Here is a 23,062-nt window from a genome sequence, read left to right as displayed (position 1 = left end):
TCCCCAACCCCCTTGATGTCACGGCACCTTGAGAAGAACGGGCAGTAACACATGAGTCTCCAGCCGGGTGACGCCCTCACATCACACAATTTCGGCCTGCAGATCGACGGCGTGATGGTCGAGTACCTCGCCGAGGTCAGCGGCATGACGATGGAGCAGGACGTCATCACCTACCAGCAGAACACGCCGGACGGGAAGAACCACGTCCGCAACCTGCCGGGCGTGAAGAAGAACGGCACCTGCACGGTCGTCCGCGGCATGACCCAGTCCTCGTCGTTCACCCAGTGGATCAACGAGTCGATCAACGGCCAGATGGCCACGGCCCGCAAGAACGCCTCCATCATCATGATGGACTTCGAGAACAACCCGGTGAAGCGCTACAACCTGCGCAACGCCTGGTGCAGCAAGATCGACACCAGCACGGTGAAGGCGGGCGAGGCGTCCGCGCTGACCGAGTCGGTGACCATCACGTTCGAAGAACTGGTCATCGAGTAATGAGGCGTTCGGCTGTCAGGGCCCAGGGAGTGGGGGCGCCGCTCGCACCGGAGGAGCCGGCGCCCCAGGCCCCCCAGCAACCTCAGACGCCCGTCGAGGTGCTGCGCACGGAGTTCCCGTTCCAGCTCCCGCGCGGGTACGTCGACGAGCAGGGCACCGTCCACCGCGACGGCGTGATGCGCCTGTCGACGGCGCGGGACGAGCTGATCCCCCTCCGGGACGTCCGCGTCCAGGAGAACCCGGCGTTCCTGTCGGTGGTCCTGCTGGGCCGGGTCATCACCCGCCTCGGCACGCTCGCCCTCGTCCACGACGGGATCGTGGAGAACATGTTCGCCTCCGACCTGGCGTTCCTGCAGGACTTCTACCGCCAGATCAACGCGGAGGGCCACACCCGGGCCGCGGTCAACTGCCCGCACTGCTCCGAGCCCTTCGAAGTGGAACTCGGCGGGAGCCGCCTGGGGGAATCGTGACGTACGCGACCGACCGGCTGCACGAGGAGATCGCGTACGTCGCCTACCACTTCCACTGGAACCTGGAGGACATCCTGGACCTGGAGCACGCCGACCGCCGTCGCTACACGGCCGAGATCGCGTCCCTGGTGACCAGGGCGACGGCCGCCGCAGGGGCGGAGGGCTGACGGGTGGGGCTGTGGGATCGGATGCGGGGGCGCGGACGGGGGCCCGAGGCCGACGACTCCGGGAACGGGCCTGAGGTTCCCGCGGAGGCGGCGCGTCCCGCGGAGGCGTCGAGTCGTCCCGTGGAGGCGTCGCGTCCCGTGGTGGCGGCGGCCTGGTCCGGGCTGCCGCCGATCCAGCGTGCGCTGGGGACGGGCGGGCCGGTCGCGGACACCGGGTTCGGCGGCCGGTTGCCGACCTGGCAGAACCCGTCGTTCACGGACACGCGCTCGCACGCCGTCCTGGACGGCGAGTCCAGCGCCCGCCTGGCCGGCGGCGGCCTCGCGGGAACGCCCGGAGCGGGGGCCGGAGCCAGGTCCGGCCTCGAACGTCCGGTGCAGGCACTGCCGTTGGCGGGGCTGACGGGACCGACGGGAGCGGCGGGGCAGCCGGGGCGGACGGCAGGCCGGCGGGCCTCGGTGCCGGTGGTGCCGTTGCGGGCGGTCGGGGGCGGTTCGGCGGGGTCTGCGGGGGCCGCAAGAGCCGCGGGGGCTGCCGGGTCCGTGGGATCGGCCGGGTCTGCGGGCGCTGCTGGGTCTGTGGGATCGGCCGGATCGGTGGGGTCGGCGGCCGGGTCTGCGGGGTCTGCCGGGTCGGTGGGACCGGGCGGATCGGCGGGTGCGGCCGGTTCGGCGGTGCCCGCGGTGCAGCGGTTGCCTTTGGCAGGACGGCGCGGTGGTGGTGCGGCTGCCCGGACGCCGGGGGTGACGGCGGGAGCGGCACGGAACGGGAAGAGCGCGCCGGGCCCGGCGCTCCCGTCGGCTCCGTCGAGCGTCCCGGCCGGGGGACCGGCGCCCTCCGTGGAAGGGGCGGGGCGGCGGGCGACGCCTGCCGTCCAGCGGTCGGTCACGCCGACAGCCGCTGCCTCGGTGCCGGTGCCGGTGGCGGTGCCCGTGCCTGTGCCGGTGGCGTGGGCGCCGCAGCCGACTCCGGTCGTGCCGGCGCCCGCCACCGGTCCGCGCGTTGCGCCTGCCCCTCCCGTCCCGCCGCGCCGCAGCGCGCTGACGCGGGCGCCGGCGAGCACGTCGGTGACGGCTGTGCAGCGGCGTACGTTGCCGTCGGCGCCGAGGGCGATGGTCGCCGAGGGCACGGTGCCGGCGCCGCCCGAGGGTGACCGAGCAGGCGACGAGAGGGCGGTGGACGGGGTCGTACAGCGGGCGGTCGAGAGCGGCGGCGCGGATCCGGTGCGGGTGAGCGGGGGCTGGTCGCGGCCGCGTGATGGCGCTGACGGCCGTACCTCCTCCGGCGGGACTCCGCGCGCTCCTCGGGGTGCTGCTCCCGGACGGGCGCCGGCACCTGCCGTCGTACAGCGCTCCGCGTCCGGCGGCGGACCGGCAACGGCCCGGCCGAGCACGGCAGATCCGGCTCCGGCCAGGGGTTCCTCCGGTGGCGGTGGCGGTGGCGGTGGCGGTGGCGGTGGTGGCGGTGGCGGTACGGCCTCGGCACCCGGCTTGCCCGGGGCTACGGCTCGTACGGCCCCCGCGTCTCCTACGACGGCACCTCCTTCTGTCCCTTCCGCGCCCCCGAGCGGCGGCGGGCCTTCCGGCATGCCCGGCGCCGGGGCGCAGACCCCTGTGCAGCGGCGGACGGTGAGCGGCGGCCCCGCCCCGGTCTCTCCGACCGCGACCAGCAGCCCCGCGACGCCCTCCGTGCAGCGCCGCACCGGCACGGACCACCCGGCCGCCCGGCACACTCCGCCGTCGCCGGAAAGCGGTCGTACGGCGACGAGTTCGGCAGCGGCGCCCACGACCGGCGCGGCGGCCACCGACGCCACCGGCACTGCTTCTTCGCCCACGTCGCGAGCCACACCCCCTGTCCCCCGCGCCTCGGCCGTCCCGCAGGGCGCGCGACCATCGGCATCCCGGGCCGCGAGCGGTGGCCCTGAGGCCGTCGTGCAGCGAAGGGCCGCGGAGAGCGCGGGTGCCGCGGATGCCGTACGGGAAGCGCCCCGTCCGGCGGAGCCGGGAACCGCGTCGGCTGCCATGCTCGTGACACCGGGTGAGCCCCGCCGGGACGCCGCGGCCGGCACCTCGACGGCGGCTGCCACGCCCGCTCCTGCTCCCGCTCCCGCGTCGGCTCCCGTTCAGCGTGCCGCGACGTCCCCGGACACCTCGCGCCCCGGCCTCGGTGCCCCGCTGTCGCGCGCGGTCGGGAGCGGTGGCCGTGAGGTGTCCGTACAGCGGCGGACGGCGGAGGGCCCGCAGGCTGCCTCCGCCGCCGTGCCGGGAGCAGTGGCGCCGGATGCGCAGACGTCGGCAGATCCGCGCGAGCGGGGACCCGTCCCGTCGTCCTCCGGCCCGGCCACGGAGGCCCGGCACGCGCCCGCGCCGACGCCGATGCCGACGCCGGTGCCCGCTTCCGCTTCCGCTTCCGTACAGCGTGCCGGTGCGACCACTCCCGGTTCACCCCGCCTCGGCCTCGGCGCCCCCTTCACGGGCCCTGCCGCGAGCGCGGCTGCCGTGAGGTCTGTCGGCCGCCAGGCAGCTGTGCCGTCCGTGCAGCGGCGGCGGGCGGCGAGCGATTCGTCGAGTGGTTCGTCGGCGGGTTCTTCCGGGGCAGCGCCGCCCCTGCCGGTACAGCGGGCCGCGGCACCGAGCCTGCCGACGACGACGAAGACGACGGCCGAGCCCGCCCAGCCGGCGCCCACCGGCCCCGCACCGACGCCGCCACCCGCTCTTCCCGGCCCTGCCGCGGCGGGCCCTTCGGCGACCGCCTCACCGCTTCCCCCCTCCGTGCAGCGGGGCACCGTACCCGGCCTCGGCGGCCCCCCGGCGGCCGTGCAGCGCCGGGCCCAGCAGCCCTTCCCTGCGACCACCCCGCCGCCCACCGGACCGGCGGCCCCCCTGCCCCTCTTCGTGCAGCGAGCCGCGGCTCCCCATGCCGCCCTGCCGGTCAAGCCGACCACCACCCCCGCCCCCACGCCCGCCCAGCCCGTCCCCCTGCGCTCCACCACCCCGATCTCCGCCACCACCCCGCTCCCCGTCGCCCCCCTCGTCGTCCAGCGGGCCCCGCTCACCACCGCGCTCCCCGTGGACCGCCCCACGACCTCCCTGAAGAAGGCGCCGGTCTCCAGCACCACCCACACCACGCGCGCCGAGGCCCCTCGGGCCCGGACGGCCAGGCAGCCACCGCCCTCCAACGACCCGCCGCCACCCGGGTACTCCGCCTCCGCCTCGTCCGCCGACGATCCGCCACCCGGCTACACGGCGATCGAGGGCGGCGGTTTCGACCCCCGTGCGCTCACCGAGTTCCAGGTGGACGCCCTCGTCCACCGGATCATCGACCGGATCACCCGCCACGTCCGCACCGAACTCCGCCGCGACCGCGAACGCGTGGGCAAGCTCCGCGACTTCCGCTCCTGATGGCGACTGATCACGACGACCGCGACGCACCGACCCCACAGAAAGGCCCCCGATGGATCGCCAGGACCCCGGAACCACAGTCTGGTTCAGCCTCTCCATCGACGGCGAGGACCTCGGTTACTTCAACGGGTGCGAGGGACTGTCGTCGCAGGTGGAGATCGAGCAGCGGCAGGAAGGCGGCAACAACGGGTTCGTGTGGCAGCTGCCGACTCGGGTCACCTTCTCCCACATCCGGCTGACCCGCCCGCTCACCCCGGACACCTCGAAGGTCGCGAAGTGGATCTCGTCCGTGCAGACGGGGATCGAGCGGCCCACCGGACAGATCACGGCGCTGCGCGCGGACGGCTCGGAGGTGGCCCGGTGGGGGCTCCTGGACGTGCTGCCGGTGAGCTGGCAGGGGCCCTCCCTGGACGCGGGCAGTCCGTCCGTGGCCACGGAGGTCCTGGAGATCGCCCACCACGGATTCACGGACTGACGGAGAGGCAGACGGAGAGATCATGGCCAGGAGCAGCCGGGGCGCCGGCAAGAGCCTCGTGCGGGCCACCCTCGCGATTCACGAGCCGCCCGTGGGCACCAGCACCAGCCCGGGCGGCATCATCAAGACGTTCGGCTTCGAGTTCAACCCGGCGCAGCTGTCGATCGCCCGCCGGGCGGACTGGAAGTCGTCGTCGGCGCCGATCGAACGGGACGGCGCGCTGCCGGAGTTCCTCGGCACCCATCCGCGTGAGATGAGCGTGGAGATCTTCCTGGACCGGTCCGACGACCCGGACAGCAACGACGTGATGAAGAAGGTGGAGTCGCTGCTGGCCTGCTGCGAGGTCACCAGCAAGAGCATCGCCGCCAAGCAGCCGTCGCCGCCCTGGGTGGTCTTCCAGTGGGGCTCGTTCTCGACGGCCAACTTCACGGCGTACGTCGCCTCCGCAGATGTCTCCTACTCCCTCTTCGGGACCAGCGGGATGCCGATCCGGGCCAGCTGCCGGCTGCAGCTGCACGAGATCCCGAGCAAGACCGCGGGACAGAACCCGACGTCCGGCGCGCTCACCGCGCAGCGCGTGCACCGGGTCGTCGCCGGGGACTCGCTGCAGTCGCTGGCCTGGCGGGAGTACGGCAACGCGGCCGCCTGGCGGGCGATCGCGGACGCCAACGGGATCGACGACCCGGGGTGGCTGCCCGCGGGGACGGAACTGGTGTTGCCGGCCGCCGAGGAGGTGCGGTCCTGATGGTGAAGCATGCTTTCTCGAACGTCGTCAAGGTCGTCATCGGCGGCAAGGAGCTGACCGCCACCTCGGAGTACGGGCGGTATCTCGTCGACGCCCACGTGGACCAGGGCGTCGGGGTGCCCGCCGCCTTCCAGCTGACCTTCCGGGATCCGGCCCGCAAGCTGCTGGGCAAGCTGGGCGTGCAGTTCGGCACCCCGGTGGTGATCACACCGGTCTCCGACGGGCAGGGCACCGGTGACCCGCTGCTCACCGGCGAGGTCACCGGGATGGAGGCCGAGTACGACGGCACCGGCAGCTACGCCGTGGTCCGAGGCTACGACTACGGGTTCCGGCTGATGCGGCAGCGCCGCGTGGTCGCCTACCGCAACCAGACCGCCTCCGACATCGCCCGCAAGCTGGCCGCGCAGGACGGGGTGCCGATCGGGCGGATCCAGGCCACCAGGACCGTCTACGAGTTCATCAGCCAGTCGAACGTCACCGACTGGGACTTCCTGGCCCGGCTCGCCGACGAGAACGAGATGGTCATGTCGGTCGACGCGGACGGCAAGTTCCAGTTCGTGAAGCAGAAGAGCGCCTCCGGGGCGCCCTCACCGCAGACCGACGGCGACAAGAGCCCGTTCGTGCTGGAGGCCGGGCACGACATCCTGCGGCTGCGTACCGCGGTCACCGCCTCCGACCAGGTGAACAAGGTCGAGTCGCGCGGCTGGGACGTACGGACGAAGAAGGCGCTCACGGCGACCGTGACGCCCGCCGCCAACACCGGCTACAGCATCGGCACCACCCCGGGCGCGGCGGCCGGCGAGTTCAAGACGTCGAAGCTGGTCGAGACGCGCACGCCGTACGACAAGCAGTCCGAGGTGAAGTACGCGGCCGACGCCCTCTCCGACGACGTCACCTCGACGTTCGCCGAGGTGGAGGTGGTCGTGCGGGGCAATCCCAAGCTGCGGCCCGGGGTTCCGGTGGCGCTCGCGGACGTCGGGGACCCCTTCGAGGGGAAGTACACGGTCACCTCGGTACGGCATGTCTTCGGCGACGCCAAGCACTACGAGACCTGGGTGACGGTCAGCGGCCGGCAGTGGCGGTCCCTGTACGGCGTGGCCTCGGGCGGCGGCGGGGACGCCGGCAGCGACCGGCAGCTCAGCGTGGCGCAGGCCCTCGTCACCGACGTACAGGATCCGCTCCAGCAGGGGCGGGTGAAGATCAAGTTCCCGTGGCTGGACGACACCTACGTCAGCGACTGGACCCGGACCGTGCAGTGGGGCGGGGTCCGCGGCGGCGGGGTCTTCCCGATGGACGTCGGCGACGAGGTGCTCGTCGCCTTCGACCGGGGCGCCCTCGACCACGCGTACGTCATCGGCGGCCTCTACAACGGCAAGGACAAGCCGACCAGGGTCAAGGACGTGCCGCTGCACGACGGCATGCGCGGCCGGGCCACCCGGCACACCGTCTCCGACCGGGTCGGCAACCGCATGGACCTGCTCGACCAGCGGGGCCGCAAACAGGGCGTCCGGCTGGCCAGCGGCGACGACAAGCTCACCGTCTTCCTGGACCGGCAGCAGACCGAGATCACCGTGGACAGCAAGGGCAGCGTCTCCATCAAGGGCAGCAGGTCGGTGTCGGTCGAGGCCGGCGCCAACCTGTCCCTGAAGGCGGGCGGCGCGCTCAGCATCAGGAGCGGGGGACCGCTGTCCCTGCAGAGCGCGGAACTCGTCGACATCAAGGCCCCCGCGGGCGCCGTCTCCGTGAACGCCGCCGCCGTGAGCGTGATGGCGAACGCCGCCCTGTCGCTGCGCGGCAACGCCGCCGTCGCCATCAGCTCCCTTACCACCGTGGGGATCCAGGCCCCCCAGGTGCCGGTCCTGGGCATGATGACGATGGGCGGACTGACCGTGATGGTGATCCCGTGAGCGGGCGTCAGGTCTTCCCCGAGGGGCGGGTGCGGGGCTGATGGCAGAGCAGTTCGTCGGCTCCGGCTGGTCGTTCCCGTTGCGGATCGGGCCCACCGGCGGCATCGCCCTGGTCAGCGGCGAGAAGGAGGTGGAGGAGGCCATCCGCCTCATCCTCTCCACCGCCCCGGGCGAACGCCCGATGCGGCCGGAGTTCGGCTGCGCCATCCACGACCTGGTCTTCGCCCCGGTCAACGAGCAGACCGCCGGCCGGATCCAGCACGAGGTGTACGCCAGCCTCGACCGCTGGGAGCCCCGGATCGAGGTCGAGGACGTCGAGGTGACCACCGGCGCCGACCCGAGCGTGCTGATGATCGACGTCCGCTACTCGATCCGCGGCACCAACAACCCGCGCAGCCTGGTGTTCCCCTTCTACGTCATCCCCTCCCACGACGAGCCGGACCTGCCCCCCGCCTCCCCGGACTCCTCCGAAAGCGACCGCTGATCCCGATGGCCCTGCCCTCCCCGAACCTCGACGACCGGCGCTTCCAGCAGTTCGTCGACGACGCCAAGCGTTACATCCAGCAGCGCGCCCCGGAGTGGACCGACCACAACGTCTCCGACCCCGGCATCACGCTGGTGGAGACGGTCGCGCACATGGCCGACCAGATCGTGTACCGCCTCAACCGGGTCCCGGAGAAGAACCACCTCGCCTTCCTGGACCTGGTCGGCATCACGCTGTTCCCGCCGTCCGCCGCCCGTACGGACGTGACGTTCTGGCTGTCGGCGGCCCAGGAGGAACCGGTTCCGGTGCCGGTCGGCACCGAGGTGGCGACCCGCCGTACCGAGACGCAGGAGGCGGTGGTCTTCAGCACCGAGCGCGAACTGACCATCGTGCCGAGCGAGTTGCGGCACCTGCTGCGGCAGCAGCACGGCGCGGCCGTCGTCGACCTCACCCATGAACTCGCCGAGGGCAAGGACCTGTTGTGCTTCACCGAGAGCCCGAACCCCGGTGACTGCATGCTGCTCGGCCTCTCCGCCGCCGTCCCGCACTGCGCGGTCGCCCTGGACCTGGACAGCCGGGTCGACGGTGTCGGCGTGGACCCGCGGCAGCCCCCGCTGGTGTGGGAGGCGTGGACGGAGGACGGCTGGCGGGAGTGCGAGGTCGACCGGGACGGCACGGGTGGCCTCAACCGCCCCGGCGAGGTCGTGCTGCACGTCCCCGGCGGTCACGTGCTGTCCCGCAACGGCGGCCTGGAGGCGAGCTGGCTGCGCTGCCGGGTCACCGAACCGCACGCCGACCAGCCCTTCTACACCACCTCTCCGACGATCCGGTTCGTCGAGGCCTGCACGGTGGGCGGCACCACGGCCGCCGTCCACGCGGAGACCGTCGAGGACGAGGCGCTCGGCGAGTCCACCGGCCTGCCCGGCCAGCGCCTGCGGCTCGCCCACGCCCCCGTCGTCGGGGACACCCCGCCGCTGCTCCTGCAGACCGCCGAGCACGACGGCGAGGGCGGCTGGGTGGACTGGCAGGTCGTCCCGCACTTCGCGGCCTCCGGGCCGTACGACCGGCACCTCACCCTGGACGCGACCACCGGTGACATCGCCTTCGGTCCCGCGGTCCGCGAACCGGACGGTTCGCTGCGCCAGTACGGCACGGTGGCCCCGAAGGGCGCGGTCGTCCGGGCCCGCCGTTACCGCACGGGCGGCGGCCGGGACGGCAACGTGGCCCGGGGGGCCGTACAGATCCTGCGCTCCTCCATCCCGTACGTGGCGGAGGTCGTGAACCGGGAGGCCGCGCGCGGCGGAGTGGACGGCGAGACGGTCGCCGAGGCGAAGGTCCGCGCGCCGATCACGCTGCGCGCCCAGGAGCGGGCGGTGACCCTGCGCGACTACGAGGAGCTGGCCCGCCGTGCCGCCCCCGAGACGGCCCGGATCACCTGCCTGGAGGGCGAGGAGGGCGAGCACGGTTCGTACGCGGTCCGGGTCCTGGTGGTACCCCAGGCGGTCCCCGACCCGGGCGGCCGGCTCCGCTTCGAGCAACTCGTCCCCGGCGACGCCCTGCTCGACCGCATCACCCGCTATCTGGACGAACGCCGCCTGATCGGGACCCGGTTGGCGGTCGGGCCGCCCTTCTACCAGGGCGTCACGGTCGTCGCCACCGTCCACGCCTTCCGCGGCGTGGACGTCGACCGGGTCCGCCACCAGGCCCACGAAGCCCTCTACCGCCACCTGGACCCGCTGACCGGCGGCGCGGACGGCAAGGGCTGGCGGTTCGGGCGCCCGGTGCAGTCGGGCGAGGTCTTCGCGGTGCTGCAACGCGTCCCCGGTGTGGAACTCGTCGACGAAGTCGTCCTCCACCCCGCCGACCCGCTCACCGGCAAGCGCGGCGACCCGACCGACCGTATCGACCTGGACGCCCCGTCCCTGGTCTTCTCCTACGACCACCGGGTGAGGGTGATCGGCGAATGACCGGCAACAACCCGACCGGAGGCCTCCGTTGAGAGGTTCCATCGACGGCCTCGGCTCCTCCGTCCCCATCGGCGCGATGCTCCCGGCGGTCTTCGCCGACGACGACCTGGCGCTGCGCTTCGTCGCCGGCCTGGACGACGTGATCGCCCCGATCCCGAACGTCCTCGACTGCCTGCCCAGCTACTTCGACCCGGCCCTGGCCCCGCTGGACTTCGCGGAGTGGCTCGGCACCTGGGTCGGCGCCGAGACGGACGGCACCGAACCGGAACCCCTGCTCCGTGCGGCCGTGGCGGCGGCCGCCTACCTGCACCGCATCCGGGGCACCCGCCTCGGCCTGTCCGAGACGGTCCGCCTGGCCTTCGGCGCGACCCCGGACATCACGGAGAGCGGCGGCGCCGACTGGAACGCCCGCCCGCTGGGCCCCTTCCCCGGCGCCCCCCGCCCCCACCTCCACGTCCACCTCACGCTCCCGTCCCCCACCCCGGCCGACGAGGTCCGCCTGGAACACCTCGTGGCCGCCGCCCGCCCCGCTCACATGCCCTACACGGTCCAGGTGACCGCGTCCGCCGAAAGGACCCCGCAGCGATGACGACCAACCGGAACTGCACGGAGTGCGGCACGGTCGCCGAACCGGGCCAGTCCTTCTGCGACGCCTGCGGCGCGGTCCTGAGCTGGACCGGCAACAGCGAGGAGCCCCGACAGCAGCCGTCGGCCACCGCCCCGACCCCGGCCCCCGACTCCGGTGCCGCCCCCGCCTGGGACGCCTTCACCCGCAGAGACGGCGCCACGGGCCTCCCCCAACGGACAGCCTCCTTGGAACCAGCGGCCACGACAGCGCCCCTTCCGGGCGACGGGAACCTGCAAGGAGCGTCGACGACCGCGCCCCCTCAGGGGCGCGGTGACTTGGAAGCAGCGACCACGACAGCGCCCCGTCAGGGGCGCGGGGCTGAATCGGATTTGCGGCTACCGCCGCGTGAGCGCGACCAGCCCCCACTCACCGCAACTGCACCCACAGCCGAAACCACTCCGATCCCCACCCCCGACCCGCAACCCGCACCCGCATCCACCCCCGACCAGGACAGGGCCCGCCTCCTCCTCATCCCGGTGAGTGAGCCCACCCCCACCCCGGCCCCCCAACCCGTCGCCCCCGTCCTCCCCGGCCGCCCCACCCCCCAACGCCCCGCCTCCGTCCGCGCCCCCGGCGAAGACCTCGGCGCCCACGGCGGCACCCCCTGCCCCTGGTGCGCCACCCCCAACCGCCCCGACCGCCACTTCTGCACCCGCTGCGCCATGCCCATGGCCGGCCACCCCGGCACCGCCGCCTCGGCCCCCCGCCCCTGGTGGCGCCGCATCTTCGACTTCCGCCGCAGAGAGACCCCGTGGGCAGGCGACCGCCCCCGCCTGCGCCGCGCCTTCGACCGTGTCCTCACCTGGATCGTCGCCGCCGTCGTCCTCACCGGAGTCACGGTCCTGGCGGTCAACACGCCGAAGGCGATCAGCGCCACCCGCGACCACTTCGCCAAGCGCGCCCAGGTCTCCCCGGACAGCTACCGCGCCTCCCGCTCGTACGCGGGCCACAAGCCGGACCTGCTCTTCGACAAGCTGAACAACACATGGTGGGGCCCGGGCATCGTCGGCGGCGGCGAGGGCGAGTGGGTCGAGGCGCACTTCGACGAGCCGACCCGCCTTCTGAACGTCGTCATCACGTCGGGCGAGTCGACCCACAACGAGGAGCTGAAGAACTCGGCCCTGCCGCACCGTCTGAAGGCGACCATCAAGACCGCCGACGGCAAGACCGAGACCCGCGAGGTGACCCTCGACCAGTCGGCCGGCGGCCAGACCCGCGACCTCCGGGCCGCGGACGTCGTCTCCGTCCGCTTCACGATCGAGTCGTCGTACCGGGCGCCGGGCCGCACCCAGGTGGCCATCGCCGAGATCGAGTTCTTCGGCCCGTCCAGCGCGAACTCCTAGCTCCTCATCAGGGACCGGTAGACGGCCGTGGACCTGGGGTTGCCCCGGCAGCTCCACACGCCGTGCGGGCAGTAGTCGGTGATCGTCTGGTACAGCGGCCGGCTGCTCGCGAACCAGTCCAGCATGCCCCGCAGATACGCGGGATCGTCGCCGTTCTCGTACAGTCCCCACTCGGGATACGAGACCGGTTTGCCGTGGGCCCGGGCGAAGTCGGCCTGGGCCCGCAGTCCGTACGGCTCGGTGAGCTGCTCCTGGAAGGACATCCCCCGCGGGGCGTCGTACGCGTCCATCCCCACCACGTCCACGAACCCGTCCCCCGGGTAGCACGCGGTCCAGGGGATGGCGTCCCGTCCCCGGTTGGGCGCGAAGTCGAACCGGAACCGGGCGCCGGGCACCGACCGCATGGCCGTCACGATCCGCCGCCAGTAGGCCCGCCAGGCGGCGGGGTCGGGTTCGCAGCGATGTGTGTACGTGACGCCGTTCATCTCCCAGCCGAGCACGACGACGCTGTCCGGCGCGCCGACCGCGACCAGCCTGCGGGCCAGCGCGCGGAAGTGGACGTCGTACAGCCCCCGTGCCCCGAGCTGGAGCTGGCGGCGCACCTCGGGGTCCGGGACGTGTGCCTCGGTGTGTTCCAGCATCGGCACGTTGAGGACGAGGAGCCGGTCGGGTTCGGCCCGCCGCCACCGGGCCCACAGCCGGACGAAGTCCGGGGCGCCCTCGATGTTCCGCCACACGTCCCCGGGCAGGTAGGTGTGCCCGACCCGGGGTTCGTCCCGCAGCCAGCTCCCGAGCGCCGCCACCCGCCGCACCCCGTCCGCTCCGTACCCGACGTACGCCCCGAACGGCCCGGGCGCGGCGGGCCGCGGGGTCTCCGGCCGGGAGACGGGCTGCAGCAGGAGGGCGGCCAGCGCGGCGACCCACAGGAACCTCAGACGTGCCATGGGAGGCAGTCTGGCCGCTCCGTGCGCGAGGGCCACGCTATGTGGTCATAACGTGACCCTGTGCGCTGTCGCCGTGATACCGCTGTGCCGGCGGGTTCACCGTGTCGTCGGGCCCCACAGCGTCGTCGGATCCCATGGCGTGGCCGGGTCCCACTGTTTCGCCGGGGTGCTGTGCGGCGCCGGGTTCCCCGGTGTCCTCGGCGGCCGGCCGTGCCACGGCGGCAGGGGTTTCGTCCCGTCGGCCGACGGCACCGCACTCGCGGGCGCAGTGGCCGGGGTGCTCGGGTGCGGATGGGGATGCGGGTGCGGGTGGTCCGGGGACGCCGTTCCGGGCACGCTCACGCCGTGGTGCCGCAGCCACGGCAGCGGCGCGATCGCGGAGCCCAGGTGCCGGGTGGTGCGGACCTCGAAGTGGAGGTGCGGGCCGTCCGCGTTGCCGGTCGCGCCGGCGGCGCCGATGCGCTGGCCCACCGACACGCGCTGGCCGCGGCGGACGGTGATGACGGACAGGTGGGCGTACTGGGTGTAGTAGCCGTCGGGATGGTGTAACACGACCTGGTTGCCGAATCCGTCGCCGCAGGAGGCGGCCACGACCCGGCCGGAGCCGACGGCGTACACGGGCGTGCCGGCGTGGACGGCGAAGTCCTGGCCGGTGTGCCGGTGTTTCCAGAGGTGGCCCTTGGCGCCGTATCCGGCGGAGAGCCGGTAGCGGACCGTGGGCGCGGTCCAGCGGGCGGTGCGATCCCTGCCGTTGATGCGGCCCGTGCGGTCGGTGCCGTCGCGGTGGGTGGTGGGCGGCGGAGCGCTGGGCGGCCCGAAGGCACAGTGGTCCGGGCGCTGGTCGGCCTTGGCGGGCGTGGTGAGGAACGCGCCGGTCAGGAGGAGCACCAGCGCGGCGACGAGCAGCCGTAGATCATCCGTTCGCATCTTCGGATCCTCTGACGACCTGCTCGCCGGGAGGCGGCCCCACACGCCCGCCGCCACGACTTTCGCCTGTTCGGATGATCGCCCCCCGGCACAGCCGGCACCGGGCCGCTCCGGACTCGGCCGGCCCGGTCGGCGCCGGGTGTTCCCGCCCGCCGCCCGGCCGCTGCCCGCCCGGCCGCTGCCCGCCCGGCCGCTGCCCGCCCGGCCGCTGCCCGCCCGGCCGACCGCCGCCAGGCCGAACGCCGTTTCGCCCGCCCTGAGCTGAACGCCCGACCGCCGTCGGCCCGTACCTCCGGGCACAGCACGCGTCCGCAGAACGGAGTCCCCCCGTGAACGCATCCGCAGCCATCGGCGTGACAGGCCTGGGAGTGATGGGCCGCAACCTGGCCCGGAACTTCGCCCGGCACGGCTACCCGGTCGCCGTCCACAACCGCACCCCCGCCCGCACCCGCGCGCTGATCGAGGAGTACGGAAGCGAGGGCGACTTCGTCGGTGCCGAGACCGCCGCCGCGTTCGTCGCCGCCCTGGAACGCCCCCGCCGCATCATGATCATGGTGCAGGCGGGTGCCGCCACCGACGCCGTCATCGACGAGTTCGTACCGCTCCTCGAACCCGGTGACATCGTCATCGACGGCGGCAACGCCCACTTCGCCGACACCCGCCGCCGCGAGGCCGCGCTCCGCGAGAGGGGCCTGCACTTCGTGGGTGTGGGCGTCTCCGGCGGCGAGGAGGGCGCGCTCAACGGGCCGTCGATCATGCCGGGCGGGTCCGCGGAGTCGTACGCCGTGCTCGGGCCGATGTTCGAGGACATCAGCGCCAAGGTGGGCGGCGAGCCGTGCGCCACGCACGTCGGTGCGGACGGCGCCGGGCACTTCGTGAAGATGGTCCACAACGGCATCGAGTACGCCGACATGCAGCTCATCGCCGAGGCGTACGACCTGCTGCGCCAGGTCGGCGGGTACGCGCCGGCCGAGATCGCGGACGTCTTCCGGGAGTGGAACGGCGGCCGGCTCGGCTCCTACCTCATCGAGATCACGGCCGACGTCCTCGCCCACGTCGACGCCGACACCGGTGCGCCCTTCGTCGACGTCGTCGCCGACGCGGCCGGGCAGAAGGGCACCGGGCGCTGGACCGTGCAGACCGCGCTGGACCTGGCCTCCCCGGTCACCGCGATCGCCCAGGCGACCTTCGCCCGCGCCGCCTCCGGCCGCCGTGAACTGCGCGCCGCCTACGCCGGTCTGCCGGGCGGCACGACACCCCCGCTCAGCGCCACCGAGGCCGACCGCTTCGCCTCGCGCGTCGAACACGCCCTGTACGCGTCGAAGGTCATCGCCTACGACCAGGGCTGGACGATGATCCAGGACGCGGCCGCCGAGTACGGCTGGAAGATCGACCTCGGCGCGGTGGCCCGGATCTGGCGGGGCGGCTGCATCATCCGCGCGTCCTTCCTGGACCGGATCCGCGCGGCCTACCGGGCCGACCCCGACCTCGTCAGCCTGCTGGCCGAGGAGGAGTTCGCGAAGGAGATCGCCGACGCGCAGGTGCCGTGGCGGGAGACGGTCGCGTCCGCGGCCCGCCGGGGCATTCCCGTGCCGGCGTTCTCGGCGGCCCTCGCCCACTACGACACGCTCCGCGCCGACCGACTCCCCGCGGCCCTCCTCCAGGGCCAGCGCGACTACTTCGGCGCCCACACCTACGGCCGCGTCGACAGAGAGGGCGCCTTCCACACCCACTGGTCAACAGAGGGCCGCCCGGAAACCCAGGGCTGAACAACGCGCCCCGTAAGGGGCGCGGGGAACTGCGCGACAAGCCACGACGATGCCGCAGCCGACTGACGAGAGAGCGTGGCACTCTCGGACCGCCATTCCGGCCAGTGGTCGACTGCCGGTCCGTCGTGGCTGGTCGCGCAGTTCCCCGCGCCCCTAAAAGACGGGGCGCTTCAAGCGCCCACTCTCACGGCCTCCGCCGGCGCCACCCGCAGTGCTCTTCTCGTCGGCAGCTCGATCGTCACGTACGCCGTCACCACCACCGTCACCGCCGCCGCCGGCAACAGCCACACCGGGCCCGCCGGCCAGGGGCGGGACAGGAAGCCCTCGCCCAGCAGCGCCAGCGGCACCGCGGACAGCGCCGCCCCCGACACCAGCGCGGCCGCCGCGATCACCCCGGCCTCCCTGCGCATCATCGCGAGGATCTGCCTCGGCGTCGTACCGACCAGCCGCAGCGCGGCGATCTCCGTGCGGCGCTGGGCGGTGGCGGCGACCAGCCGGTTGGCGATGCTGAGCAGGAGGTAGCCGAGCAGCACGACGATGACGGCGAGGTTCACCCACACCTCGGGCGGGGTGTCCGCGCCCGCCTCCGGGGCCGTGTCCGAGAGGGCGAGGCCGGGGCGGGCGGCGGCCAGTGCGGTGAGCCCGCGTTCGGCGGTGGCCGTGCCGTCGGTGCGGACGAGGACGCTCTGGTCGAGGCCGGACGTGGTGTGCCCGGCGGCCAGGTCGTCGGAGAGGACGACCGGCCCGAAGCCGAGCCCGCGGTCGTAGACGGCCACCACCTTCGCCTCGACGGGTGCGCCGTCGCCGAGGAACAGCTTGACGCGGGCACCGAGTTCGGCGTCGCGCGGCCCCGCCACCTCGCTGCTGACGGCGACCGTGGCGCCGGTCAGGCCGCCGAGGCCGCCCTGGGTCACCCCGAGGTCGAGGACGTCCCGCGCGGCGGGGGTGAGGATCAGCGCGGCGGCGGACTCGGTGACGGTGTCGTCGAACTGGCGGTACGGCCAGACGACGGTGGTGGTGCCGACGGGGGCCGCGGCCCGAACGCCCGGCAGCCGTCGTACCGCGGCGAGCGTGTCCGTCGGCAGCCCGCCGAGGGCCGCCGCGCTCAGCCGGTACTGGCCGAGCGTCCCGGCGCGGGTGTCGTCCGAGGTCGCGGCCAGCACGGTGGTCTGCGCGAGCGCGTACGTCAGCACGAACACCACCGCCATGGCGAGCGGGCTGACCACCCCGGTGACGCGCTGCGCGTACGCCCGCACGTTGGACATGGCCAGCCAGGTCGGCGCGGAAACCCCCGGGCGCAGCCGTCGGACGACCGCTTCCCCTGCCGTCCGGACCAGCGCGGGTCCGGCCAGTGCCAGGCCGATCGCCGCGACGATGCCCGCGATGGAGGTGGCGGAGGCGCCGATCGCGGTGCGTTGCAGCAGCGGGGTCACGGACAGGGCGCCGGAGGCGGCGATCAGGAGCAGGCCCGCGACCGTGCGGGCACGGGAGGGGGTGCGGGGCTCGCTGCGGGACTCGGCGACCGCCTCGGTGGCCGGCATCTTCGAGGTGCGCCAGGCCGCGCAGCGGGCCGCGGTCCGGACGGCCGCGACCAGGAGGACGACGGTGGCCAGGGCGGGGAACGGGCTGAGGGTGAGGGGGAGCCGGTCGGGGAGGACGTCCCGGTGGACGAGCAGGGTGCGGAAGCGGTCGGCCAGCAGGTAGCCGAGGGCGATGCCCGGGACCAGGGCCACGGCGGCCACGGCCGTCGCCTGGGCCGCCGCCAGCCGCCGGATCTGCCGCGGGGTCGCGCCGACGGCCCGCATCAGCGCCAGGTCGCGGCGCTGCCCGGCGATCGCCACGCCCAGGGCGCCGGTCGTCACGAACCCGGTGATCAGCAGGACGATCCCGGCGAGGGAGCCGGAGAGGAGGACGAGGAGGGAACGGGCGGATCCGACGCCGGGGGCCACGGCCGTACCGCGGTCGGCTCCGGTGAACACCTTCAGACCGGTCCCGGCGACCGCCTCACGGACCTCCGCAGCGACCCGCCCCGCGGCTCCGGGGGCGGTACGCAGACCTATGAGGTCGACGGTGCCGGCGCGGGGCGAGGCGGTGGTGCGGCCGGCGGCGCCCGACCCGACGGCGGACACGGCCGCCCCGGCTGCCGTCACGTCCGTGGCCGCGTCCGTGCTCGTGCCTGTGGCCCTGCCCGTGTTCGTGCCTGTGCCTGTGGCCGTGGCCCTGCCCGTGTTCGTGCCTGTGGCCGTGGCCGCGTCCGTGCCCGTGGCCGTCTCCCCGTCCGTCGCGCCGGGCGTCTCCGTCGCTCGGCGCGACAGTTCCGTTGCCCTCGTGTCGGTGAAGTAGATCTCCGCGTCCGGGGCGTGGACCAGGGCCGTGACCCGGTAGGTCGTGGCCGTGCGGCCGTTCGCGGTGACGCGGACGCGGTCGCCCACGGCCAGGCCGGTCGTCGCGGCCACCGCCACCTCGGCGGGGGTCGACGGGGCCTCGCCCTCGACGCGTGCGCCGGCCAGCAGCTTCGTCGAGGACCAGCCGTGCCCGGCCGCCGCCGGGTCCTGGCCGGCGGCGGCCGGGAGCAGGCGGCCGTGCGCGTCCGTCACTGCGGCCGGGAAACCGAGGTCGCCGACCGCGAGGGTGACACCGGGCAGCTTCGCCAGTCGGGCGGTGAGGCCGGCCGGGACCGTGGCCCGTTCGGGCAGCGCGATCGGCAGGTCGCCGGCGACGTGGAACTCCTGGTCGGCGGCGACCACGACGTCCGCGCCGCCGAGACGGCCCGGGGGCAGCTGGGAGCGGAGCCCGGACTCGGCCAGCACCCCGGTGGCGGTGATCAGGGCGGCGCCGCCCAGGACCGCGCAGGCCACGGCGAGCAGCGAGGTGATCCGGTGCGCGGCCATCCGCAGGGCGAAGTGGAACATGGCTAGCGGTCTCCCAACGCGGCGAGTCTGACGGCCAGTTGGCTCGCCATCGGGTGGTGCAGGGCCTCGACGACCCGGCCGTCGGCCATCACCAGCGCGGTGTGTGCGCGGGCCGCGGCGGCCGGGTCGTGGGTGACCATCACGACCGTCTGGCCGAGGTCGTCGACGAGGCTCCGGAGCAGGTCGAGGACCTGGTGGGCGCTGCGCAGGTCGAGCGCGCCGGTCGGCTCGTCGGCGAAGACCACCGCCGGGCGGGCCGCCAACGCCCGTACCAGGGCGGCCCGTTGCTGCTGGCCGCCGGAGAGCTCGGCGGGGCGGTGGTGGAGCCGGTCGGCCAGTCCGACGCGTTCGACCAGGGTGCGGATCCAGTCCCGGTCGGGGCGGCGGCCGGCCAGCCGCAGCGGCAGCGTGATGTTGTCCTCGACGGAGAGGGACGGGATCAGGTTGTAGGCCTGGAAGACGAACCCCACGCGCTCCCGGCGCAGTTCGGTGCGCCTGGTCTCGTTCAGCCCGGCGATCTCGTGGCCGTCGATGCGGACGCTGCCCGACGTCGGCGCGTCCAGGCCCGCCGCGCAGTGCATCAGTGTGCTCTTGCCGGAGCCGGAAGGGCCCATCACGGCGAGGAACGTGCCGTGTTCCACGGTCAGCGACACGTCGTCCAGGGCCCGTACCCCGCCCGCGTACGTCTTGCCGACGCCCGCCAGCGCGATGGCCGGGGCCCGGCGGGCGGTGTCCGTCGCGCTGGCGCTCATCGGCGGCCGCGCAGCCGGCGCACTGCCAGGATGCCCGCGCTGAGCAGGGTCACCACTCCGCAGGCCACGTTGATCCAGGGGTCGGTACCGCCGTAGGAGGTCGCCATGTCGGCGGCCGCGCTGAGGACGAGCAGGGACCAGAGCAGGGTGCGCGTGAGGTCCACGCCGCCGGTTCCGGTGCCGTCGCCCCGGTGGTCGGCGGGCGGTGTGCCGGTGAGGCGGTAGGGGTCGGGGTGGGCCACGGGGAACCTCCTGCTGGGGGCCGACGTCCTGCGGTACGGGCACCGACGCTACGGACCGTGACCCCCCTCGGCCGATCCCGTGTACCGCCGGATCGGAGGTACAGCAGGCTGTACCTTCCGGGGTTCCGGGACCCGGCGAACAGCCCCACGCCCTAGGGTCGTCGGAGTCGAGAGGAGGGGGCTGCGGATGGCTGTCACCAGTGCCCGGCCGGAGCACGGCGGCGAGGCGGAGCACCGCGGCGAAGCGGCGGGCGGCGGCCAGACGGCGGGCGGCGGCGAGGGAGTGAAGGCCGTCGCCGGGCGGACGGTGCGGGCCGCCGGTAGCGCGCTCGCGGAGCTCGTCGGCGGGCTCGGTACGGCCGCGACGGCCCTGCTCCTGCTCCCGCTGCTCGCGGCCGCCGCGGTGACCGCGCCGCTGGGCCTGGGACTGCTTCTGGCGACCCCGCTGCTGCGCGCGCTGCACGCCCTGGCCGGCCGGGAACGCGAACGGCTCGGCCGGCGCGGCCCCGAGGTCCCCGCCCCGGAGCCGGCCCCGCCGGCCCGGCTGCGGTTCGCCCTCGGCGACCCCGCCACGCGGCGGGAGCTGCGCTGGCTGGCACGGCACGGCACGGCCGGGCTGCTGCTGGGCCTGGCCGGGTTCCTGCTGCCGCTGTCCGCCGTACGGGACACGGCGTTCCCGCTGTACTGGAAGTTCGTACCCAAGGACACCACCGCCACCTCCGTCGGCTTCGGCGTCGCGCACTCCTGGCCGGAGGCCTTCGCCGTCTGCGCGTTCGGCATCGGCTCGATCGCCGTCATCCTGGGCCTGACCCCCGGCATGGCCCGGCTCCAGGCGGGCCCCGGACGGCGGCTGCTCGCCGCCGGACCCGATCAGGACCTCTCCCTGCGGGTCGCGGAACTCACCGCCACCCGGGCCGCCGCGCTCGACGCCCACGCCACCGAACTCCGGCGCATCGAGCGGGCGTTGCACGACGGCACGCAGAACCGGCTGGTCTCGGTCACCGTGCTGCTCGGCGCCGCCCGCCGCCAGGTGGCACGCGATCCGTCCCGCGCCGAGGAGATCCTGGAGCGCGCCCAGTCCGCCGCAGAACAGGCGCTGGCCGAACTGCGCACGGTCTCGCGGAGCATCCTGCCGCCGGTCCTGGACGACCGGGGGCTCGCGGGTGCGCTGTCCGGCCTGGCCGCCGACTGCCCGGTGCCCTGCCGCATCGACGTGGACGCGCTCGAACGCTGTGCCGCCTCCGTCGAGGTGACCGCCTACTTCGTCGTCGCCGAGGCCCTGACCAACGTCGCCAGGCACAGCGGCGCCCGCTCGGTCACCGTGGCCGTCCGGGCCAGGGGCGGGCGGCTGCGCCTCACCGTCGCCGACGACGGCCGGGGCGGCGCAGAGGAGGCCGGCGGCTCCGGACTCACCGGCATCCGCCGCCGCATCGCGGCCCACGACGGCACCCTCCGCCTGGCCAGCCCGCCCGGCGGCCCGACAACCCTGGAAGTGGACCTGCCCAGTGGATCGTGAAGCACCGGCACCGGCACCGGCATCGGCACCAGCACCGCGGCGTGCGGCTCAGCCCGGCGACGTACGCCCGTCCCTGCGGATCGTCATCGCCGAGGACGACCCGCTGCTCCGCGAGGGGCTCGCCCTGCTGTTGCGGGCCGAGGCGATGGACGTGGCCGCGACCGCAGGCACCCCGGACGAGGCGCTGGAGGCCGTCGAGGCGTATGCGCCGGACGTCGCCATCCTCGATGTCCGGATGCCGCCCACCCACACCGACGAGGGCATCCGTGCCGCCGTCGAGGCCCGGCGCCGCCACCCCGGCCTCGCCGTCCTCGTGCTGTCCGCGTACGTCGAGCAGAGCTTCGCCACCCGGCTGCTCACCGGCGGGGTCGGCGGGCTCGGCTATCTGCTCAAGGAACGGGTGGGCCGGGTCGAGGAGTTCCTGGACGCCCTGCACCGGGTGGCGTCCGGCGGCACCGCGATCGACCCCGAGGTCGTCGCCCAGCTCTTCACCCGGTCCCGCCAGGACACCCGCCTGGAACGGCTGAGCCCGCGCGAGCGCGACGTACTGGCGCTGATGGCGGAGGGCCTCGGCAACTCCGCGATCGCCGAACGGCTCGTCGTCACCGACGGCGCCGTCCACAAGCACATCCGGTCCATCTTCGCGAAGCTGGACCTGTCCCCGGCCGACCGGGTGGACCGCCGGGTGGCGGCGGTCCTGCACTACCTGGAGGACACCCGGGGGCGCAGCCGCTGAGGCTTGCGCGGCCGATCAGACGCGGACGCCGAACATGAACGGGCCGCCGATGGTGGACATCGACTCGTAGCGGACGACCGTGCCGGTGCGCGGGGCGTGCAGGATCTGCCCGTTGCCCGCGTACAGGCCCACGTGGTGCAGGTCGTTGAAGAAGAAGACCAGGTCGCCGACCTGGAGGTCGGACGTCGAGTAGATCCTGGTGCCGATGGTCGCCTGCGACTCGGAGGTGCGCGGGATGGAGACTCCGGCCTGCGCGTAGGCCCAGGAGGTCAGGCCCGAGCAGTCGAAGGAGGAGGGGCCGGTGGCGCCGTAGACGTACGGGGTGCCCAGCCTGGTCTTGGCGGCGGCGAAGGCGGCGGCGGCCCTGCCGGTGGCGGAGGTGTCGTCGCCGAGGTCCACCCGCTCGCTGGAGGAACGGCTGGCCCGCTCCTGCTCGGCGGTGAGGGCGGCCTTCTCAGCGGCGGTGAGGCTGTTCAGCAGCTTCTGCGCCTCGGCCAGCTTGGCCTGGACTTCCTTCTTCTTCCTGGCGAGTTCGGTGCGGGTGGCGGCCAGGTCCTTGAGCTTGCCGGTCGCCTCCGCCCGCTCCTGCGCCAGCTCGCGCTGTTTGGCCTGGATCTTCTTCAGCGTCTCGACCTGCTGGCTGCTCAGCTGGTCAAGGGTGGAGGCCTTGTCCAGGTAGCTGTCCGGGTCGGAGGAGAGGAACAGCTGGAGGGACGGGTCGAGGCCGCCGCTGCGGTACTGGGCGGTGGCCATGGAGCCGATGCCGTCGCGGAGTTCGTTGAGCTCGTCCTGTCCGCGGGCGACCGAGTCCTGCAGCGCGGATATCTGCTTCTGGAGCTTCTCCTGCTTCTCCTTGGCCCCGTTGAACTTCTCGGTGGCCTGCTCGGCCTCCTCGTACAGCTTGTCGACCCGGGACTTCACCTCGTTCTTGCTCGGCTTCTCGCTGGGCGCGGCGTTGGCCGCCTGTGAACTGAGGGCCACGGCGGCAGCGGCCGCGGAGGTGAGCACGGTGACGCGGGCACGGCCCGGCTGCTTGGCACGACGGTGGGACGCCACGGAGGCGAGCTCCTTCCGAGCAGAGGTTCGGGCAACAGACCCTAATGACTCTCTTATGGTCAGTTCAAATCTTCGCATGAAAAATCTTGGCCGGAACTGATCGGAGGGAACTGCTTCCTGACGTCACA

The 23,062-nt window shown here is 73.9% G+C and carries 21 protein-coding genes; 14 read left to right on the top strand and 7 right to left on the bottom strand.

Annotated elements, in window-relative coordinates:
- Positions 1–51 precede the first annotated feature (51 nt).
- Genes ACFWPS_RS07700 through ACFWPS_RS07690 form a run of 3 tightly spaced genes read left to right on the top strand, consistent with a single transcriptional unit; the run spans position 52 to position 1,132 of the window.
- Positions 52–495 (top strand): phage tail protein, encoded by a 444-nt coding sequence (locus ACFWPS_RS07700; protein WP_351494137.1) that lies wholly within the window; start codon positions 52–54, stop codon positions 493–495.
- Positions 495–965, top strand: coding sequence for a hypothetical protein (locus ACFWPS_RS07695; protein ID WP_383702122.1), 471 nt, complete (start codon positions 495–497; stop codon positions 963–965). Before ACFWPS_RS07700 ends, ACFWPS_RS07695 begins: the two co-directional genes overlap by 1 nt.
- The gene (locus ACFWPS_RS07690) at positions 962–1,132 is read left to right on the top strand and encodes a DUF6760 family protein (RefSeq protein ID WP_361297466.1); all 171 of its coding nucleotides are present in this window, start codon (positions 962–964) and stop codon (positions 1,130–1,132) included. Before ACFWPS_RS07695 ends, ACFWPS_RS07690 begins: the two co-directional genes overlap by 4 nt.
- On the opposite strand, the gene ACFWPS_RS07685 is transcribed toward ACFWPS_RS07690, so the two are convergent.
- Positions 1,069–2,964: a hypothetical protein gene (locus ACFWPS_RS07685; protein WP_383702120.1), complete on the bottom strand. Its 1,896-nt coding sequence runs from the start codon at positions 2,962–2,964 to the stop codon at positions 1,069–1,071. The two genes, ACFWPS_RS07690 and ACFWPS_RS07685, sit on opposite strands and share 64 nt — an antisense overlap.
- Before the next feature lie 937 nt (positions 2,965–3,901).
- On the opposite strand from ACFWPS_RS07685, the gene ACFWPS_RS07680 reads away from it, so the two are divergent.
- Genes ACFWPS_RS07680 through ACFWPS_RS07645 form a run of 8 tightly spaced genes read left to right on the top strand, consistent with a single transcriptional unit; the run spans position 3,902 to position 12,080 of the window.
- The gene (locus ACFWPS_RS07680) at positions 3,902–4,531 is read left to right on the top strand and encodes a hypothetical protein (RefSeq protein ID WP_383702118.1); all 630 of its coding nucleotides are present in this window, start codon (positions 3,902–3,904) and stop codon (positions 4,529–4,531) included.
- Positions 4,532–4,583: 52 nt separating this feature from the next.
- Positions 4,584–5,006 (top strand): phage tail protein, encoded by a 423-nt coding sequence (locus ACFWPS_RS07675; RefSeq protein ID WP_089100302.1) that lies wholly within the window; start codon positions 4,584–4,586, stop codon positions 5,004–5,006.
- A 22-nt stretch (positions 5,007–5,028) separates the two neighbouring features.
- Positions 5,029–5,751, top strand: a complete 723-nt coding sequence (locus tag ACFWPS_RS07670) for a LysM peptidoglycan-binding domain-containing protein (protein ID WP_383702116.1) — start codon at positions 5,029–5,031, stop codon at positions 5,749–5,751.
- A complete protein-coding gene (locus ACFWPS_RS07665) occupies positions 5,751–7,658 on the top strand; it encodes a VgrG-related protein (RefSeq protein WP_383702114.1) in 1,908 nt (635 codons plus the stop codon). Before ACFWPS_RS07670 ends, ACFWPS_RS07665 begins: the two co-directional genes overlap by 1 nt.
- Positions 7,659–7,698: 40 nt before the next feature.
- Positions 7,699–8,142, top strand: coding sequence for a GPW/gp25 family protein (locus ACFWPS_RS07660; RefSeq protein ID WP_351738448.1), 444 nt, complete (start codon positions 7,699–7,701; stop codon positions 8,140–8,142).
- A gap of 5 nt (positions 8,143–8,147) precedes the next feature.
- On the top strand, positions 8,148–10,109 hold the full coding sequence (locus tag ACFWPS_RS07655; protein WP_383702112.1) for a putative baseplate assembly protein: 1,962 nt from the start codon (positions 8,148–8,150) through the stop codon (positions 10,107–10,109).
- A gap of 28 nt (positions 10,110–10,137) precedes the next feature.
- A complete protein-coding gene (locus ACFWPS_RS07650) occupies positions 10,138–10,698 on the top strand; it encodes a phage tail protein (RefSeq protein WP_383702110.1) in 561 nt (186 codons plus the stop codon).
- Positions 10,695–12,080, top strand: coding sequence for an NADase-type glycan-binding domain-containing protein (locus ACFWPS_RS07645; protein WP_383702108.1), 1,386 nt, complete (start codon positions 10,695–10,697; stop codon positions 12,078–12,080). The genes ACFWPS_RS07650 and ACFWPS_RS07645 overlap by 4 nt, the downstream gene beginning before the upstream one ends.
- On the opposite strand, the gene ACFWPS_RS07640 is transcribed toward ACFWPS_RS07645, so the two are convergent.
- Positions 12,077–13,024: a glycoside hydrolase family 26 protein gene (locus tag ACFWPS_RS07640; RefSeq protein WP_383702106.1), complete on the bottom strand. Its 948-nt coding sequence runs from the start codon at positions 13,022–13,024 to the stop codon at positions 12,077–12,079. The two genes, ACFWPS_RS07645 and ACFWPS_RS07640, sit on opposite strands and share 4 nt — an antisense overlap.
- 96 nt (positions 13,025–13,120) lie before the next feature.
- On the bottom strand, positions 13,121–13,951 hold the full coding sequence (locus ACFWPS_RS07635; protein ID WP_383702104.1) for a M23 family metallopeptidase: 831 nt from the start codon (positions 13,949–13,951) through the stop codon (positions 13,121–13,123).
- 329 nt (positions 13,952–14,280) lie between these two features.
- Here ACFWPS_RS07635 and gndA point away from each other — a divergent pair, with 329 nt between their 5' ends.
- Complete coding sequence (gndA, locus tag ACFWPS_RS07630; RefSeq protein ID WP_383702102.1) at positions 14,281–15,720, top strand: NADP-dependent phosphogluconate dehydrogenase; 1,440 nt, start codon at positions 14,281–14,283, stop codon at positions 15,718–15,720.
- A gap of 170 nt (positions 15,721–15,890) precedes the next feature.
- Here gndA and ACFWPS_RS07625 read toward each other — a convergent pair whose 3' ends face one another.
- Genes ACFWPS_RS07625 through ACFWPS_RS07615 form a run of 3 tightly spaced genes read right to left on the bottom strand, consistent with a single transcriptional unit; the run spans position 15,891 to position 19,626 of the window.
- The gene (locus ACFWPS_RS07625; protein ID WP_383702100.1) at positions 15,891–18,632 is read right to left on the bottom strand and encodes an FtsX-like permease family protein; all 2,742 of its coding nucleotides are present in this window, start codon (positions 18,630–18,632) and stop codon (positions 15,891–15,893) included.
- Between the two features lie 2 nt (positions 18,633–18,634).
- Positions 18,635–19,384, bottom strand: coding sequence for an ABC transporter ATP-binding protein (locus ACFWPS_RS07620; protein ID WP_383702098.1), 750 nt, complete (start codon positions 19,382–19,384; stop codon positions 18,635–18,637).
- Entirely contained in the window at positions 19,381–19,626 is a 246-nt protein-coding gene (locus ACFWPS_RS07615) for a hypothetical protein (RefSeq protein ID WP_383702096.1), read from the bottom strand. Before ACFWPS_RS07615 ends, ACFWPS_RS07620 begins: the two co-directional genes overlap by 4 nt.
- Positions 19,627–19,813: 187 nt before the next feature.
- On the opposite strand from ACFWPS_RS07615, the gene ACFWPS_RS07610 reads away from it, so the two are divergent.
- Both ACFWPS_RS07610 and ACFWPS_RS07605 read left to right on the top strand, forming a co-directional pair.
- Complete coding sequence (locus ACFWPS_RS07610; RefSeq protein ID WP_383702094.1) at positions 19,814–21,142, top strand: sensor domain-containing protein; 1,329 nt, start codon at positions 19,814–19,816, stop codon at positions 21,140–21,142.
- 73 nt (positions 21,143–21,215) lie between these two features.
- The gene (locus tag ACFWPS_RS07605) at positions 21,216–21,878 is read left to right on the top strand and encodes a response regulator transcription factor (RefSeq protein ID WP_383702238.1); all 663 of its coding nucleotides are present in this window, start codon (positions 21,216–21,218) and stop codon (positions 21,876–21,878) included.
- 15 nt (positions 21,879–21,893) lie between these two features.
- On the opposite strand, the gene ACFWPS_RS07600 is transcribed toward ACFWPS_RS07605, so the two are convergent.
- On the bottom strand, positions 21,894–22,934 hold the full coding sequence (locus ACFWPS_RS07600) for an NlpC/P60 family protein (protein WP_383702092.1): 1,041 nt from the start codon (positions 22,932–22,934) through the stop codon (positions 21,894–21,896).
- Positions 22,935–23,062: the final 128 nt, after the last annotated feature.

It is taken from the genome of Streptomyces sp. NPDC058457 (assembly GCF_042720695.1).
Classification (GTDB): domain Bacteria; phylum Actinomycetota; class Actinomycetes; order Streptomycetales; family Streptomycetaceae; genus Streptomyces.
Note: the sequence above shows the minus strand (reverse complement) of the source record. Positions and strands in the feature narration are given on the sequence as shown.